Source organism: Phocaeicola sp. RTP21198st1_B8_RTP21198_201120 (assembly GCF_040929485.1).
In the GTDB taxonomy this organism is placed as follows: domain Bacteria; phylum Bacteroidota; class Bacteroidia; order Bacteroidales; family Bacteroidaceae; genus Phocaeicola; species Phocaeicola dorei.
In genome coordinates, this window is sequence record NZ_JBCOCI010000024.1 from 1 (window position 1) to 17,237 (window position 17,237).

Below are 17,237 nucleotides of genomic sequence, written 5' to 3' on the forward strand. Positions count from 1 at the left end.
AGGTGATGGTTCTCCTGTTCATCAGATGCAGGCGTTCAGGCCGAGTGCGCCGGCAACGGCGGTGGCTACGGTGATGATTACTTTCAGAATCAGTGTCCAGGTGTTTTTCATTGTTCTTGAACTCATTGGAATTTTGTTTTAGAGGTTGATAATAAGTGAATTGTAATGGAAGCCAAGGGCTGAATGTGCCCCTATGACAAGCCGTTTTTCATTGGGGCACATTCAGCCCTTTAGCGTCGTGTCTTGCCTCCGTCGTACTGGGGTTCCGTCAGGCCTGTCCTCCGTTTTCCGGCTCCTTCGCCTCTCCGGTAAGATCCACACTGGTCTTTCCGGCTTTCAGCGCCTTCACCACCAGTCGGGCCGCCTTGCGCGTAGCCACCAGATTGAACATAGCTTCCTCCTGCAAGTTCTGGAAACGTGTTCCGGCACTCCAGTTCACATTCAGCTTTCTGACATGGATGGCAGGATTGTAGTCGGCAGCGCTTTCCGCTCCTATACTGTTGATGCTGATGGAGAAATCCCCCAAGTCGCCCAGCTGTATCTTCTGTCCTCCCAGAAGCTGTTCCCTCATGCAGTCCACTGCCATGGTGAGGATAGCCACGATGTCCGCACGCTTGTACACACAGCCGTGGCTGGCAATGTGCTCGGCAAAGCGGTTGATGTCCATCACTTCCGAATACTGTGCACTGGCGTAGGCCTTCTTGGCGGCGTCCACGTCCATCGGATTGCTACGCATAACGATACTGTAATTTACCATAGTCTGTTAAAATTAAAAGTTGATAATTGAGAATTAAGAAACACTGTTGCCGGGGAATGAAGTAAGTCAGCCGTCAGTCACTGTCCATTAACCGTCTGCCACTGGTTGCCGACTGCTGAAAGAACCCTATCTTTCACGTGTAAGATCCTATATCTTACAGCTGTAAGATTATAGATCTTTCGCCTTCATCGTCCCGACATTACAAAGATACGATGTGCGGATTCCGGAAAGTTGATTCCGGTGGATTGTGGTTGATAACAGTTGATTCTAGTTGATTATTGTTGGAAAAACATTCTTTCTTCTCGTCCGTTTTTCGTACTTTTATGGAAGTAAATAAAAAGTATGGAATGTATGGAGAATTTTGAGATACGCACGTACGGCCGCACCGAACTGGCCCTGTGTTATTTCCCGGATTTGAATCCGCAGGTGGCTTACCGTAAGTTGCAGTATTGGATTGACTATTATCCTCACCTCAGGGAGGAGCTGGAGAAGATGGGCAGTGGTTTGAGCTGCCGTACCTATATGCCGGCTCAGGTACAGCTGATTGTGGGGGCGATAGGGGAGCCGTGAAAGGGGATTGTGATGGGTGTGCAGCCAAATAAAAAGAATAGCTTCCCCAATTACGTAATCGATATTGCAAGTGAACGACCGGTTCGTGTTGACAGTTGCATTGAAAGATTGGCAATGTTGATATATGTGAATGAAAATGACACGAATGACGCCAATCAGAGATATAAACCCAATTTGCGCCATTCGTGTCATTTTCATTCTGAATAAAGAACGGAATAGAACCTCTATTCCCGTATTTCCCCCTTATGCACCAGCATTTTCACCAGTGTCCGTTTGGAATTGTGCGTGTCCGAAACCCATAGCACAGAGTCGTTTTGCGCATAGATGCGGGCAGGCTGGGAAAAAGCATATCCTTTTACAGTTTTTATTTTCTTGCTCCATTCGTTGGACTGGCGTTCATATATGTTGATGGCGTCATTATCGCCGGTAGCATACCAGCGGTCGCCGCACAACGCCAGTGTCTTGGGCTTGAAGCCGGGCGACAGGGAAAGATCGTCCAGATCGATGGAAGCGTCGTTTGCCATATCATCGTTGACCAGTGCCGGATCGAGCACCCGTATTTTCTTTCCTTCATAATCCGTGAGCAGCAGATGCCCTTCCGCATCGGGCTGCATGGAATGGCTGGCAAAGCCGTTGTTGCCCGGACTGCCGTTGCCGGATGCCCGGCGGTAGCGGTTCACCTTCTGGTAATTTTCCGGGGTGGCATCCTCCTCTTTGTAAATGCTGACCATTCCGTTCTTGTCGCGTGCGAAAATCAGCCCGTCCTTTACCGTCATGGCCTGTGCCTGGAATACGGGGCCGCTCCATTGCCCGTTGCCTATGCAGGTGAGGTAGGACAGTTCCGGCAACCGGAATACATGGATGCGCGACTGGCGTTCGGCCACATACAGCCGGTTGCCCGACGGGACGATGGCCTCTATCTGACTTCCGAAACTCTTCTCCCCGCCGTCGTGCTGCCAGCTCTGCAAGGTTCCCAGCCGTTCACCTTTCTTTATACTGAACAGCAACAGGCTGCTGCCTGCCTTTCCGATGTTTGCGATGAAAAGGGTATCCCCCAGATGGGCGACGGTATAAGGGGTGAAATCCTCGGCCGTTTCCATGCCCAGGGTTTCCGCATCAATCAGTTGCGCCGCCTCATACGAGTAATACCAGTAACTGTTATAATCACCGTTTCCTTCTCCTTCCCCGTTTCCTCCGCCGGGAGCGGAGGGGTAGCCGCAGATTTCATCCAGGGTGACTTTGCTGCATTGTGCCGTCAGGACTCCGGACAGCACAATCAGGATATAAGCGTATATTTTCATGTTGTTCTTACTATATTATATAGGTATATATTTATTTCAGCTCACTCATGGGGATGGCGTAAACGCATGTCCCGTTTTTCACGCGGTCGGTGATGAACAGCGTGTGGCGGCGGATACAGAACTTCTCGGGTGCTTGCAGGGTGATGCCGCCGATGGTGGTATGGTCCTTTACGATCTCTCCTGTCCGGGGATTGACCTCACAGAACTTTTCTGTGCCGTTGGAACTTACAAACAGCCTTCCTTCGTAGAAATCCAAGTCGTAGGGTACATTTTTATAAGCCAGTTGCCCGGTACGTTTGGGGGAAACTCCTTCCCGTATCCCGTCGGGGGCGAACAGGTCTATGCGTTTGGCGGGATGGGTGGAGTAGAGCAGGCCGGTCTGTTCGTCCACTGCCATGCCGTAAGTGCCGTTTGTCTCGCCCAGATGTTCGGAACGTACATAAATCCGCGGAGTCACTCCGGACTGTATAGCCTGCTCTTCTACAAAGTTGACGTAGCGTTTGTCGTGTATCATGACCAGCCCTTTGTAGAGCAGCACATCGAAGGCATGTACGGTCTGCGTGGGCCCTGTTCCCCAGCTTCCATTGCCTATGCAGGTAAGGAACTGATGGCTCTTCGCATCAAAAATCTCGGTACGGCTTCCTTCGTGGGTGACATAAATCTTGTCGTGGGCACGGGTGACACCGTTCGGGCGGCCGCCGAATTTCCCGGTAACTTCTCCGTGCTTCCATTCCTTGATGCTTCCCAAGTGCTTCTTGCCGCTGCCGGCAAGGCCGAACACCTCTACGCTGTAATGGTTGTCCGCATCGTTCACGGCATACAGGGTATCTCCGTACACATATACATCCTTGGGGCGGAAGGTGGTTCCCGTAGCGCCGGGCAAGTCGGTATAATCCAGCTTGAACGCCACCGGCTCCCCGTCGTTTCCTCCCCGGTCGGTTTCTCCGCGCAGGGGAGACAGGCCACCGTCCAGCGCATCGAGTTCCGGATCTTCGATAATGTGTTTCGAAGCCACGTATATATCATCAAAATAACGGTTTCTGCTCCAGCGGGTGTGCAGGAAGCGGCGGGAATAGACGGGCAGCTCCTTGTCCAGCGACAGCGCCACATATACGTTGTTGCACAGGGTGATCCACCCCGGTCCCGTCTGTTCGTAGGTCATGTTTCCCGCATGGCCGTAGCCCACACAGTGGGCAAACTCGTGGAATATGGTTTCGGTGATGCTTTTGTCATCGGCATAGTGTTCCAGATAACACACTTCATGCATGCCGAAGGTGGTTCCTCCGCCCAGTCCCATCACGCCGGTGGTATAGCCGAAGGTCAGTCCGCGGTGGTTGAGCACGTTGGCCAGCAGGGCGGTCTTGTCTATTTCCGCCTTGTCATTGTTGCTGTGCAGCGGGCCGAACTCGTACAGGGCGGTCTTGAACCGTTCCGACGAGAACATATATCCCATGTTCAGCGCGATGGCCACCGCCTCACGCGTGTGCGAAGCCTTCATCTTGTACTTCCAGCTGTCCTGGGTGTCACTGTATCTGCCGAAGGCGATGTACCATTTGCAACGGATGGATTGCAGCCTTGCCCAGTACGGGTCGTCACACTCTACGGTGAAGGTCAGGTTTTCTTCCGTGAGGTAGGGGTTTGCCATGATCCGTATTTTCTTTCCGCTGCGGGTATAGGCGGTCAGGTCCTTGGTGGCGAACGGTATGTGTACCCGGAGTTGCTGGAAAGGCATGATCTTTTCCAGCGACATGAACTTGAATTCTTCCTCGTAACCGTCTATCCTGGCCCAGAAAGTCACGTTTTTCAAGGCTCTGGGACTATAGAAACGGAGTTGGAAACAGTGCTCGTCGTCCATTCCGAACTGAAGAGGCTGGCTGACGTAGAAGCTGCGCTGGCTGGAGTCGAAATAAACATCCTGGGATTCATTGTCATTCAGCAGGTAATACGTGTTGTCCGGGTTATAATCCGTTTCGGCCAGCCGGACGGGCAATTCATTGTTTGCCACGTTTCCTTCTCCGGAAACCGGAAGTTCGTCCTCTTTGCAGCCGCCCAGCAGTAAAAGCATACCTGCTAAAATCAACAGGCTGGTGGAAAAAAGTTTTTTCATCGTCTGTCTTTATTAGAATTACATTTAAATTTGAAATAATCACTCTTTTGAAAAAGGGTTGCAAAAATAATTGTTTTAGATCAGATGAACAAAGAACCCGTATTGCATTTTATATGAGCCCCTGTTTTTTATGTTCTTTTGTTTTTCTGCCTTAAAAAAATAAATCCTATATTGTTGCCCTGGGCTTTGTTCATCGGAAAATATGCTGTATTTTTGTTATCCGAAATAAAGATGAAGATATGGCACAACCTTTAGCAGAACGTTTGCGTCCGAAGACATTGGACGATTATATAGGTCAGAAACACCTGGTGGGGCCGGGGGCTGTCTTGCGCAAGATGATTGATGCGGGACGCATCTCCTCCTTTATCCTTTGGGGGCCTCCGGGGGTGGGAAAGACTACGCTGGCGCAGATCATAGCCAACAAGCTGGAAACTCCTTTTTATACACTGAGCGCGGTCACTTCCGGTGTGAAGGATGTGCGCGATGTGATAGAGAAGGCGAGAAGCAACCGTTTTTTCTCGCAGGCCAGTCCCATCCTGTTCATTGATGAAATCCACCGGTTCAGCAAGTCCCAGCAGGATTCCTTGTTGGGGGCGGTGGAGACGGGAGTGGTGACCCTGATAGGCGCCACCACCGAGAATCCCTCGTTCGAGGTGATCCGGCCCTTGCTCTCCCGTTGTCAGTTGTATGTGTTGAAATCATTGGAGAAGGAAGATTTGCTGGAACTGCTGCATAATGCCATCGCAAAGGATGTGATACTGAAAGAAAAGAAGATAGAGCTGAAGGAGACGGATGCCATGCTCCGCTTTTCGGGAGGCGATGCCCGCAAGTTGCTGAACATACTGGAATTGGTGGTGGAAGCGGATGCGGATGCCGGAACCATTGTGATTACGGATGAGAAGGTGACCGAGCGTCTGCAGCAGAATCCGTTGGCGTATGACAAGGATGGAGAGATGCATTATGATATCATTTCCGCCTTTATCAAGTCCATCCGCGGAAGTGATCCGGACGGGGCGCTCTACTGGCTGGCGCGTATGGTGGAGGCCGGAGAGGACCCGGCTTTCATAGCCCGCAGGCTAGTCATTTCGGCAGCCGAGGATATCGGTCTGGCCAATCCCAACGCATTGCTCCTGGCGAACGCTGCTTTTGATGCCGTGATGAAGATAGGATGGCCTGAGGGGCGTATCCCGCTGGCGGAAGCTACGGTGTATCTGGCCACCAGCCCTAAGAGCAACTCGGCATACGAGGGGATCAACAGCGCCCTGGAACTGGTGCGGCAGACGGGCAACCTGCCTGTTCCCTTGCATCTGCGCAACGCACCCACCAAGCTGATGAAACAGTTGGGCTATGGCAAGGATTATAAGTATGCACATGCCTATCAGGGCAATTTCGTGCAGCAGCAGTTCCTGCCGGACGAGGTGAAGGGCAGCCGCATCTGGCATCCGCAGAACAATGCGCAGGAAGCGAAGATAAAGGAACGGATGCAGAGCCTCTGGGGGGAACGGTTCAAGGAATGAAAATGAATAGCATTGATCCTGTGCTATAAAATTAAAAATTGGAACGCAAATGACATAAATCCAACCTTCCGGCCGGTTTATATCCATGCTGTGCAGCTGTTAATTTGCGTCATTCGCGTTCCAATCTAACCGAATAAATGAACAAAATATGAAATTTAATTTTTGAAAATATGAAAATAGTAGTTTTAGACGGTTACGGATTGAATCCCGGTGATTTGTCATGGGAGGAGATGCAGGCGTTGGGCGAGCTGACGGTATATGACCGCACGGCCCCTGCCGAGTTATTGGAGCGTTCTGCCGGAGCGGAAGTGCTGATTACAAATAAAACGGTGATTACGGCGGAGGATATGGCCGCTCTGCCCGCCTTGAAATACATCGGCGTGCTGGCTACAGGATATAATATTGTGGACATCCAGGCTGCGAAAGCGCGGGGCATCATTGTCACCAACATACCTGCCTACAGCACCGCTTCCGTTGCCCAGATGGTCTTTGCGCATATACTGAACATCACCCAGCGTGTAGGCCATTATGCCTATGCCAACCGTCACGGGCGTTGGGCAAATAATCCCGACTTCTGCTATTGGGATACCGACCTGGTGGAACTGGACGGGAAGAAGCTGGGAATCATCGGCTTGGGAAACACCGGACAGGCGACGGCGCGCATTGCTGCCGCTTTCGGAATGCAGGTATGCGCCTATACTTCCAAGCCGCAGTCACAACTTCCCGGAGGAATCCGGAAAATGGAGCTGGATGAGCTTTTCTGCGAATGTGACGTGGTGAGCCTGCACTGCCCCCTTACCCCCGATACCAAAGAACTGGTCAATGCCACCCGCCTGGCCCTTATGAAACCGACAGCTATTCTGATAAATACCGGCCGCGGTCCCTTGGTAAACGAGAAAGACCTGGCCGACGCACTGAACAAGGGCGTGATAGCGGCTGCCGGACTGGACGTGCTTTCTTCCGAGCCTCCCCAATATACCAACCCCTTGCTGACGGCGAAGAACTGCTTCATTACGCCGCATATCGCCTGGGCCACGAAAGAAGCCCGTGTCCGGCTGATGCAGATTGCGGTGGGGAACTTGAAAGGATTTATCAAGGGTGAGATTGTAAATAATGTGGCGGAATGAGAACAAAGGAAAAAGACGGGAAGAAAAGAAGGAGGTGAGAAGAATGGAGGAAGACAAGAATACGTTGGGTTTGCATCCGGAAGTTAGGGAAGAAGATAGAGTGGCAAAGGCTGTAGCTTTGTTCAGGGAAGGATATAACTGCTCCCAGTCCGTAGTGACGGCTTTTGCCGATCTGTATGGTTTCACCCGTGAACAGGCCCTGCACATGTCCGCCTCTTTCGGCGGCGGTATAGGGCGGATGCGTGAGACCTGCGGTGCTGCTTGCGGCATGTTCCTGCTGGCCGGGCTGGAGAAGTGCGCCGTCGAGGGGAAAGACCGTGAGAGCAAGGCGGCGAATTACGCTCTGGTGCAGGAACTGGCCGAAGAATTCAAGAAGCGGAACGGCGCCCTGCGGTGTGCCGATTTGCTGGGATTGTCCAGAAAAGAGCCGGTAGTATCCACGCCGGAAGCAAGGACGGAACAGTATTATGCCAAGCGTCCTTGTGCAAGAATGGTAGAGGAAGCGGCCAGGATTTGGAGCGAACACCTCGAAAAACAAAAAAAATAGGTTGAAAAATCGCTTTTTCTTATAGAAATACAAACTTTTTTGATGCAAAAGTGTTGAATAACATAATTTTGTGTATCTTTGCAAGCGATAAGAAACACAAACATTCACATAGGAATGTGTGGGTGCGGTTAACGTTTAACTAAAAGCAAATTGAAAATGTTGAAAGAAAAAGCAGGTGCTTTGGCCGGACAGATCTGGGAAGCATTGAATGGAACTGAAGGTTTGACACAAAAACAAATCAAGAAAGCAGCCAAACTGAAAGCTGACAAGGATTTCTTCCTGGGGCTGGGCTGGTTACTGAGAGAAGATAAGGTCGTTACTTCTGAAGTGGAAGGCGAGATCTTTGTAAAATTAGTGTAAGAAGAAGATTTTAAACTCATAAAAAAATGCGTTGGCACATCGTTTTGTATGTTGTCAACGCATTTTTTTGTATATTATAGTAAAATGATGAATCATTTCTTTGAATAGTATTCGTATTATTACTATATTTGCAGGGTAATTAAGTCCAAAACGTTATGAGTTACAAATCAGTGAAAGACGTTGTAACGATGTTGCTGGAAAACGGTTTTGTATTATGAAAACAGTGGAAGTGATTGTAGAACACGCAGGAAAGAACTTGAGTGCTTATATCGAAGGTGCTCCCGTTATTACTGTAGGCAATGACATAAAGGAGATTGAGGATAACATGAAGGAGGCAATTGAGTTGTATCTGGAAGATAATCCGAATCCTTGTGAAGTCTTGTCGGGAGAGTTTGAATTGAAATTTAAGATAGATGCCGCTACTTTTATCAACTATTATAGCAGCATCTTCACCAAGGCTGCTTTGAGCCGGATTACCGGAATCAATGAACGTCAGTTGTGGCATTATGCAGCCGGAGTGCATAAACCTCGCAGGCAGCAGTTGGAAAAGATCCAGAAAGGCATACAGTCTTTGAGTAGGGAATTGTCTGCTATAAATTTATTATAGTCTTTAAAATCTTGTTCTTTTTACGTATCTTTGCGCCCGGAAAGCAAGAAACTTGTTTTTTAAATAGATAGCTGTTAAAGATGAAGAATATCCGTAATTTTTGCATTATAGCACATATAGACCACGGGAAGTCCACCTTGGCCGACCGTTTGTTAGAGTTCACAAAAACCATTCAGGTAACCGAAGGACAGATGCTTGACGATATGGACCTGGAAAAGGAGAGAGGTATTACGATCAAAAGCCATGCCATCCAGATGGAATACGAGTATGGGGGAGAGAAGTATGTACTGAATCTGATTGACACTCCGGGACACGTGGACTTTTCATACGAGGTATCCCGTTCCATAGCCGCCTGTGAAGGGGCGCTGCTCATTGTGGACGCTTCGCAGGGAGTGCAGGCGCAGACTATCTCGAATCTGTACATGGCGTTGGAGCATGACCTGGAAATCATTCCCGTGCTGAACAAATGTGATATGGCGAGTGCCATGCCCGATGAGGTGGAAGATGAAATCATCGACCTGCTGGGCTGCAAACGTGAGGATATTATCCGTGCCTCCGGCAAAACCGGAATGGGTGTGGAGGAGATATTGAAAGCGGTGGTGGAACGTATCCCGCACCCGACGGGTGACGAGGAGGCGCCGCTACAGGCTTTGATTTTCGACTCGGTATTCAATTCTTTCCGTGGAATCATCGCTTATTTTAAAATAGAGAACGGCGTGATCCGCAAAGGGGACAAGGTGAAATTTTTCAATACCGGCAAGGAGTATGATGCAGATGAAATCGGTGTGCTGAAAATGGACATGATTCCCCGCACGGAGTTGCGTACAGGAGACGTAGGGTATATCATTTCGGGCATCAAGACTTCGCGCGAGGTGAAGGTGGGGGATACCATCACTCACATTGCCCGTCCGTGTGACAAGGCGATTGCCGGATTCGAGGAAGTGAAGCCGATGGTGTTTGCCGGGGTCTATCCTATCGAGGCGGAAGATTACGAGAACCTCCGCGCCTCGCTGGAGAAACTTCAGCTGAATGACGCCTCGCTGACTTTCCAGCCGGAGTCCTCACTGGCTCTGGGATTCGGATTCCGTTGCGGTTTCCTGGGATTACTTCACATGGAAATCGTTCAGGAACGTCTGGACCGCGAGTTTGATATGAATGTGATCACGACCGTGCCCAACGTGTCGTACATGGTATATGACAAGCAGGGACATGCCAATGAGGTACATAATCCCGGCGGTATGCCCGATCCGACGCTGATTGACCACATCGAGGAACCTTTCATTGACGCCACGATCATTACCGCCACCGATTACATCGGCCCTATCATGACGCTGTGTCTGGGCAAGCGTGGCGAATTGGTGCGGCAGAATTATGTGTCGGGCAACCGGGTGGAGATTCACTACAAGATGCCGCTGGGTGAAATCGTGATTGATTTTTATGACAAGCTGAAGAGTATTTCGAAAGGATATGCTTCCTTTGACTACCATCAGTCGGGTTTCCGCCCTTCCAAACTGGTGAAGCTGGATATCTTGTTGAACGGTGAGCCGGTGGATGCGCTTTCTACCCTGACCCATGTGGACAATGCCTATAACCTGGGCAAGCGTATGTGCGAGAAACTGAAAGAGCTGATTCCGCGCCAGCAGTTTGATATTGCTATCCAGGCAGCTATCGGGGCCAAGATTATCTCAAGGGAAACTATCAAGGCGGTGCGCAAGGATGTGACCGCGAAGTGTTATGGCGGTGACGTGAGCCGTAAGCGTAAATTGTTGGAAAAACAAAAAAGAGGTAAGAAACGAATGAAACAGATCGGTAATGTGGAAGTACCGCAAAAGGCGTTCCTGGCCGTTCTGAAGCTGGATTAATTCAAGAATAAAACAAGCTCTGAGGAGCAAACAATAAGCGGGCTCTTTCTGTTAGTTGAAATTAAAAAGTCAATAACAGAAAGGGCTTGTGTTTTGATGGCAATTTATCACAAACTCTTAAATTCAATTGATATGGAAAAACTGAAAATTCTGAACTTGAACTTTTCCTTCCAGCGAGCGGCGCACTATCATATTAATGGAGGGATGTTGCTGATGGGGGTAGTCTTGCTGGCTATGTTCCTGGCCAATTCTCCGTGGGGGGATATTTATGCCTCCTTTTGGAATTACGAAGTGCATCTTCAGATAGGAGAATTTAATTTCTTTAGTCATAACGGGCATCACATGACCTTGATGACTTTTATCAACGATGCTTTGATGGCTGTCTTTTTCTTCAGTGTGGGACTGGAGATAAAGCGTGAGATACTGGTGGGCGAATTGTCCAGTTTCCGGCAGGCGCTTTTGCCCATCGTGGCGGCGTGCGGCGGTATGCTGGTTCCGGTGCTGATCTATTATTTCATGACGGCGGGAACTCCGGCCCAAAGTGGCCTGGCCATACCGATGGCTACGGATATCGCTTTTTCGCTGGGAGTGCTCAGCCTGTTCGGCAAGCGGGTTCCGCTGAGCTTGAAAGTCTTTCTGACTGCTTTCGCTGTGGTCGATGATATCGGCGGCATTCTGGTCATCGCTCTTTTTTACACTTCTCATCTGGCGGTGAACTACCTGATTGCTTCGGCGGGTATCCTGCTGATACTTTGCGGCGGGAATTTCTTCCGGGTGCGCAACCGTTGGTTTTATATTTTCTGGGGAGTGATTATGTGGTATCTGTTTTTGCAGAGCGGCATCCACGCTACCATTGCGGGAGTTGTCGCAGCCTTCACGGTTCCCGCCACTCCTCATTACAAGATAGGTAAGTACATTAACCGCATCCGGGAGAACATTGCTGTCTTTCCTGCCAGTGACAAGGAAGGTGTTGTGTTAAGCAAGATGCAGATCAATGTGCTGAAAAGCATCGAGTCTTCCTCGGACCGTGTCATATCTCCCTTGCAGTCATTGGAAGACAGTCTGCATGGAATGGTGAATTATATTATTCTTCCCTTGTTCGCCTTTGCCAATGCGGGTGTCTCGCTCACGGCGGATCATGGTGGCTTGGAAGTGGGGATGGCTACTTGGGCGGTGCTGGCGGGATTGCTGGCGGGTAAGTTTGCCGGCATTTATTTCTTTACCTGGCTGGTGATAAAGATGGGGTTCGCCGGACTGCTGAAAGGCATGACCTGGGTGAACCTGACAGGTGTCTGTCTTTTGGGCGGTATCGGTTTTACGGTTTCTTTGTTTATAGCCAACCTGTCTTTCGGGGATTCACCGGTGTTGCTGACGCAGGCAAAGATGGGTGTCATACTGGGAACGGTGCTGGCGGGTGTGCTGGCGTATCTGGTCTTGCAGTTCGCCTTGCCTAAACAGCCTGCACAGGAATAAAATTACAGATAGGGCAGTACGGCGGTGAAACGGCTGCCCTTGTTCACCTCGGATTGCACATCGATGTGTCCGTTCATTTTTTCTACAATGACCTTGCTGATGGCGAGTCCCAGTCCTACACCCTGTACAAATTCATTCCGCTTGTAGAACCGTTCGAATATCATTTGTAATTCTTCTTTAGGGATTCCCGCACCGGTATCTTCTACGAAGAAATGGATTTCCTTTTTCTCTTTGTCGCAGAAATAACCCAGTTTGATGTGTCCTTGGGAGGTGAACTTCTTGGCGTTTCCCAAAAAGTTGGTGATGACTTGGGTGAGGCGCATACGGTCTATGTGTATGGTCACATCCTCGTCGGGAAATTCTTTGATGAATTCCACAGGAGGGAGAATAATTACCTGATGGGTCTGATAGACCGTTTCTGCAAAATGATGCGCGCTGCAATCCTCACAATGAAAGGACATATTGCCGGATTCTATACGGGATAGTTCCAGCACATCATTGACCAGTTTCAACAAGAGTCTGGTATTGTTGTCTATGATGGAGGCAAATTCTTTTTTCTCTTCTTCCGAGATGTTTTTCTCGGTAGTGAGCAGGTTGGAGAATCCCACGATGGCATTAAGCGGAGTACGGATTTCATGGCTCATGTTGGCCAGGAAGGATTGTTTCAGTTCCGCCTGTTCCGCCAGTTTGCGGGCACGTATCAGTTCTTCTTCCTTGTCTTTGATCTCCTGAATGTTTACCAGAAGTCCGGTGATGATAGGATTTTGTTCATAATGCTGCAACACGCTGTATCTGAATTCCCACCATTGGTAACCGGTGTCGTCGAATTTGCAACGGTATTGGGCTGTTCTTCGTGGCCGGTGTAATATGTTGGATACGTTTTTTCTGAACTGGGCTTGGTCGCCGGGGTGTACATAGTTGGCTATTTCCTTTATTTCCAACAGGTTTTGGGAACGGTTGGTCAGTTCGCAGAAAGCTTGGTCGAACACGGCTGTTTTTCCGTCGAAACACCAGGCGTAGGTTTTTCCTCCTTCCAGTGCAAGCGTTAATGCTTCGTGTTCGAACCTGAGGTTGCGCAAGGCTTCTTTTTTCCGTCCTTTTTCCAGTGTATAGATATAAATAAGGTAGGCTATCCCCACAAGGAGTGTGAAGACCAGGAGGCTTGCAAGAATCAGGATGGGGGTTGCGTATTTTTCCCTCCACGGCCTGTACATGATGGTATATTCCGGTGGAATGCTTTCAGGGGGGATCTGGTATCTCTTCATGGCCTGCCAGTTGACCAGATGCTGTTTGGCGATTTGTTTTACTGCCGGGACGGGTATCTTTCCTTGCAGTCTTTCTTTGATGCCGGCGGTCATGTCGCTTAGCTGTGTTTCGATGGGGGCGAAATAACCTCCCAGCATATATTCCTTTATCCCGAATCCTTCGTTGATGGTTTCGAAGCCGGGATTGTCGAACAGGCTGCCGATGCGCAGGGTGGTATAGTCCCGTTTGGTATACAGGAACAAGGAGTATTTGAAGATCCCGCTGGACAGCCACATCAGGTCGCGGGCAGCTACGGAATCACTGGACAGGCGGACTACGATGGTGGAGTCCAAGTGGTTATATTCGTTCAGTTTTTCGTGCAGGGATTCATATTCGGTATCATCTTTGTCACTGATGGGGATATTCAGCTTGCCGGGCAGGGCCTCTTGTCTTTTCCATTGGTGGAGGGTGATTTCCGATCCTTTGCATTGTTCGCTCAGGTCTTTCCAGATAAGGCGGTCAAGCACGGTCCGGCCGTTCAGGATGTGGATGCGGACTTTGCCCATAATGCGTTCTATCATCCGGCAGGTGGTGAGGTAATCGGGTTTGTCTATGTAGCCCGTAATGTTGGGATATTGTGCCAGCAAGTCTTGGTTGGGATAATTCACTCCGCTGAATACGACGGGAATCTGCCTGACATACGGGTTTCCGCAAGCCATGATAGAGTAGGTTGCCTGATCATCGAGCACGGCAATCAAATCCCCTTCCCATGAGCGGATGGAATCTGCAAACTCGGAAATCCGTTGCTCTTCTTCTACAGATTCATATTTCTCGCAATCCAGATAAAAAGTGCGCAGCTGGAAGTCTATTTGCTGGTCTTTCAGTCCTTTGACAAACAGTTTGTTTACAATGCCGGCACCGCTGTACCCTTCCTGGTAGGAATGGATAAGGGCTATTTTATATTTTTGTGCATAAAGCGGACTCCCTATAAGAAGGGCTGTCATAAAAATGAAAAAGGCTTTATGCTTCATGTCAAACGTGATTATTAAGTGAACCAAGGGACAAAGATAGGAATGTTTCTTTAATTCCGGCTATGATTTACAGGAAATTATTGGAAGAGAGAGGGAAAGTAACCATCCCGGTTTGTGGAAAACAGCAATTCCGGCTTCTTGAAAAACATGCTTCTTGCTTTTCAAGGAACCGGAATAGCCTGTGATAAAAAGGAATGGGCTAACCCGTTAGCGGGGGTTATTTGTGTTGCTCCGGGGTCGGGGTGCTTTGAGAGGCCGGTCCGGCGGCAGCGTTTGTAGAGGCGCTTGAAGCGGAACTTTTAGCCGCGCCGGAAACCGGAGCCGCTGTCTGTGCCGTTGTAGCCTGTACTTCCCAGTGGAACGGTTCGAACTGTGTGTTCTTGTCTACCCATGACGGTTTGCGCGATGCATAGATAATGAACGGAGCTGCGACTACCACGATGCAGCCGATAATCAAAACGGCAAACCATACGGTGTTGCTGCCTACCGCAATCTGGCTGGGGGGAATGAAGCTGAGCACGAATGCCAGTAGTGAACCACAGAAACCCAGACCGCCGATGAGCCACATCAGTCCGTTGCCTTTGCTGCCGATACGGAATGGGCGAGGAGCCTTTTTCATATTGTAACGCAGATAGATGGCGCCGCTGAACATCAGCAGATACATGATAAGGTAAAGCAATACGGTGAGCTGTGACAGGATTTGGTAGAAACTCTGTACGGAAGGCATCACAACGAACAGCAGGCTGAGCAAGGTTACGGCAAGGCCTTGGACCAGCAGAATGTTTTTCTGTACGCCGTTGGCGTTGGTCTTCTGGAAGAAGGGAGGCAGATAGCCTGCTTTACCCACTGCGAAGATACCTTTGGACGGACCGGCCACCCAGGTCAACACACCTGCCAGCACACCGAATGCCAAAGCCACGGCGATGATAGGTGACAACCACGAAGCATGGACATACTTGAAGTAATTATCAAAACCTACCAGCAGGCTCTGAGTCAGGTTGATATCCTTTTCGGGAATAATGATCCCCAGTGCGAAGGTGCCGAGCACGAAGATGATTACGGTAATAGCCGCACCGATGAATACAGCTTTCGGATAGTTCTTGGCAGGATTTTCTATGTCTTTTACGTGGATACCGCCCATTTCCATACCGGCATAGAACAGGAAGATGCTGGAAGCCAGCACCAGGTTGTCGAAGTTGCTGAAGTCGGGGAAGAAGTTGCCGTCGAAGTTCATCTGGCTCTGTCCGCCGGAGGCAAGGTAAATCACCGCCAGTACCATCAGCAGGCCGGCAGGAATAATCGTACCTACCATACCGCCTACTTTGGCCACTTTGCCTACCCAGCCCATGCCTTTCAGCGAAATGAAAGTGGCCAGCCAATAGATAATCAAGACCACCGCCAGTGAGTAATAGCGGTTGGATGCCAAGGCCATATCATGGGTGTCACTCATGCCGATAAAAGCCAGTGCCACAGCTCCGAAAGTCAATACGGTGGGATACCAGATGGTGCTTTCCACCCATTGCAGGAAGATGGCGAGGAAGCCGAATTTCTTTCCGTAGGCTTCACCCACCCATCGGAACACACCGCCTTGCTTGTCCTGGAACATGGCCGCCAGTTCCGCCGCTACCAATGAGGTAGGTATCAGGAAGACGATGGCCGCGAATAAATAATAAAATGCCGAACTCAGTCCGTATTCGGCTTCGGCAGGCAGCCCGCGCAGGGATACTACCGCAGTCACGTTCATAATAGCGAGGGTAAATACCCCTAGCTTGACTGATTTACTAATGTTTGCCATAAAGTTTAGGTTTTAAAAAATATATGTTTTTTGTTTACGGAGTTTATAACAACTCCTTGGAAATGATGTTTATCCGTTTAGGTTTATTAACCCGGAAGGTATGCGGAATTAAACAATCGTACCCGGAAGGGTGTTTCTAGAAAAAATAATATAATCAGTATAGTTTATGAAAACAGCTTTCTCCTCATTCATCTATTCCCGTAGGGGGATTTACGGGATCTTGCATATATTCATCCTGTTGATGTCCCTTTTTCTGGTTATCAGTATCTCGATAGATACTTTTCATAACATCCCTTTCCTGAATCAAGGTTCTTATCTGAAGATTCAGTTCTGGATATGCATGTTTTTCCTGTTCGATTTCCTGCTGGAGTTTTTCCTCTCGAAAGAAAAAGGAAGGTACTTCACCAGCCATTTTATTTTTCTGCTGGTATCTATACCTTATTTAAATATCATTGATTTCTATCACATCACTTTCTCGCCCGAAATCAGTTATTTCCTGCGCTTTATCCCTTTGCTGAGGGGAGGGTATGCACTAGCCATCGTGGTGGGCTGGCTGTCGGGCAGCAAAGCGTCCGGGTTGTTTACCTCGTACATCACCATGCTGATGGCCACCGTGTATTTTGCCAGTCTTATCTTCTTTGTGCTGGAACATAAGGTGAACCCTATGGTGACGGACTACTGGAGTGCGCTGTGGTGGGCTTTTATGGATGTTACCACCGTAGGGAGTAATATTTATGCCGTCACTCCTACGGGGAAAATACTGTCGGTGGTGCTGGCCGCCCTGGGAATGATGATGTTCCCTATCTTCACGGTATACGTCACCAGTCTGGTGCAGCAGGCCAACAAGCGGAAGGAGGAATATTATCAATCTCAACAATCGGAGCCGGCGGATACTAAATAATAGCTTGAACTTCGTCAAAAATAAGAAAAAAGTCTTA

General features: G+C 49.4%; 15 protein-coding genes. 9 read left to right on the forward strand and 6 right to left on the reverse strand.

From position 1 onward, the window contains the following. Window positions 1–21: 21 nt before the first annotated feature. Both AB5935_RS11120 and AB5935_RS11125 read right to left on the reverse strand, forming a co-directional pair. Window positions 22–126, reverse strand: a complete 105-nt coding sequence (locus AB5935_RS11120) for a smalltalk protein (RefSeq protein ID WP_153189162.1) — start codon at window positions 124–126, stop codon at window positions 22–24. A gap of 142 nt (window positions 127–268) precedes the next feature. After that, the gene (locus AB5935_RS11125) at window positions 269–757 is read right to left on the reverse strand and encodes a DNA-binding protein (RefSeq protein ID WP_038610272.1); all 489 of its coding nucleotides are present in this window, start codon (window positions 755–757) and stop codon (window positions 269–271) included. A 351-nt stretch (window positions 758–1,108) separates the two neighbouring features. Between AB5935_RS11125 and AB5935_RS11130 the strand changes: the two genes are divergently transcribed. Then, entirely contained in the window at window positions 1,109–1,327 is a 219-nt protein-coding gene (locus AB5935_RS11130; protein ID WP_005841452.1) for a DUF4248 domain-containing protein, read from the forward strand. A 224-nt stretch (window positions 1,328–1,551) separates the two neighbouring features. On the opposite strand, the gene AB5935_RS11135 is transcribed toward AB5935_RS11130, so the two are convergent. Further along, window positions 1,552–2,628, reverse strand: a complete 1,077-nt coding sequence (locus tag AB5935_RS11135) for a hypothetical protein (protein WP_038610269.1) — start codon at window positions 2,626–2,628, stop codon at window positions 1,552–1,554. A 31-nt stretch (window positions 2,629–2,659) separates the two neighbouring features. Then, window positions 2,660–4,735 (reverse strand): hypothetical protein, encoded by a 2,076-nt coding sequence (locus tag AB5935_RS11140; protein ID WP_007832508.1) that lies wholly within the window; start codon window positions 4,733–4,735, stop codon window positions 2,660–2,662. Between the two features lie 239 nt (window positions 4,736–4,974). On the opposite strand from AB5935_RS11140, the gene AB5935_RS11145 reads away from it, so the two are divergent. From AB5935_RS11145 to nhaA, 7 genes are all read left to right on the forward strand, one after another. Continuing rightward, complete coding sequence (locus AB5935_RS11145) at window positions 4,975–6,252, forward strand: replication-associated recombination protein A (protein ID WP_007832511.1); 1,278 nt, start codon at window positions 4,975–4,977, stop codon at window positions 6,250–6,252. Window positions 6,253–6,422: 170 nt separating this feature from the next. Further along, window positions 6,423–7,379, forward strand: a complete 957-nt coding sequence (locus AB5935_RS11150; RefSeq protein WP_007832513.1) for a D-2-hydroxyacid dehydrogenase — start codon at window positions 6,423–6,425, stop codon at window positions 7,377–7,379. A 43-nt stretch (window positions 7,380–7,422) separates the two neighbouring features. Next, the gene (locus tag AB5935_RS11155) at window positions 7,423–7,926 is read left to right on the forward strand and encodes a C-GCAxxG-C-C family protein (protein ID WP_032933280.1); all 504 of its coding nucleotides are present in this window, start codon (window positions 7,423–7,425) and stop codon (window positions 7,924–7,926) included. A 156-nt stretch (window positions 7,927–8,082) separates the two neighbouring features. Then, window positions 8,083–8,286, forward strand: a complete 204-nt coding sequence (locus tag AB5935_RS11160) for a winged helix-turn-helix domain-containing protein (RefSeq protein ID WP_007832517.1) — start codon at window positions 8,083–8,085, stop codon at window positions 8,284–8,286. Between the two features lie 214 nt (window positions 8,287–8,500). After that, complete coding sequence (locus tag AB5935_RS11165; protein WP_007832518.1) at window positions 8,501–8,893, forward strand: type II toxin-antitoxin system HicB family antitoxin; 393 nt, start codon at window positions 8,501–8,503, stop codon at window positions 8,891–8,893. Between the two features lie 80 nt (window positions 8,894–8,973). Continuing rightward, complete coding sequence (gene lepA, locus AB5935_RS11170) at window positions 8,974–10,755, forward strand: translation elongation factor 4 (protein WP_007832519.1); 1,782 nt, start codon at window positions 8,974–8,976, stop codon at window positions 10,753–10,755. A 132-nt stretch (window positions 10,756–10,887) separates the two neighbouring features. Beyond that, on the forward strand, window positions 10,888–12,228 hold the full coding sequence (nhaA, locus tag AB5935_RS11175) for a Na+/H+ antiporter NhaA (protein ID WP_007854150.1): 1,341 nt from the start codon (window positions 10,888–10,890) through the stop codon (window positions 12,226–12,228). Between the two features lie 2 nt (window positions 12,229–12,230). On the opposite strand, the gene AB5935_RS11180 is transcribed toward nhaA, so the two are convergent. Both AB5935_RS11180 and gadC read right to left on the reverse strand, forming a co-directional pair. Then, on the reverse strand, window positions 12,231–14,504 hold the full coding sequence (locus AB5935_RS11180) for a PAS domain-containing sensor histidine kinase (protein WP_007832522.1): 2,274 nt from the start codon (window positions 14,502–14,504) through the stop codon (window positions 12,231–12,233). 217 nt (window positions 14,505–14,721) lie between these two features. After that, window positions 14,722–16,299: a putative glutamine/gamma-aminobutyrate antiporter GadC gene (gene gadC, locus AB5935_RS11185; RefSeq protein ID WP_007832523.1), complete on the reverse strand. Its 1,578-nt coding sequence runs from the start codon at window positions 16,297–16,299 to the stop codon at window positions 14,722–14,724. A 166-nt stretch (window positions 16,300–16,465) separates the two neighbouring features. Between gadC and AB5935_RS11190 the strand changes: the two genes are divergently transcribed. Next, window positions 16,466–17,200 (forward strand): potassium channel family protein, encoded by a 735-nt coding sequence (locus AB5935_RS11190; protein WP_007840321.1) that lies wholly within the window; start codon window positions 16,466–16,468, stop codon window positions 17,198–17,200. Window positions 17,201–17,237 lie beyond the last annotated feature (37 nt).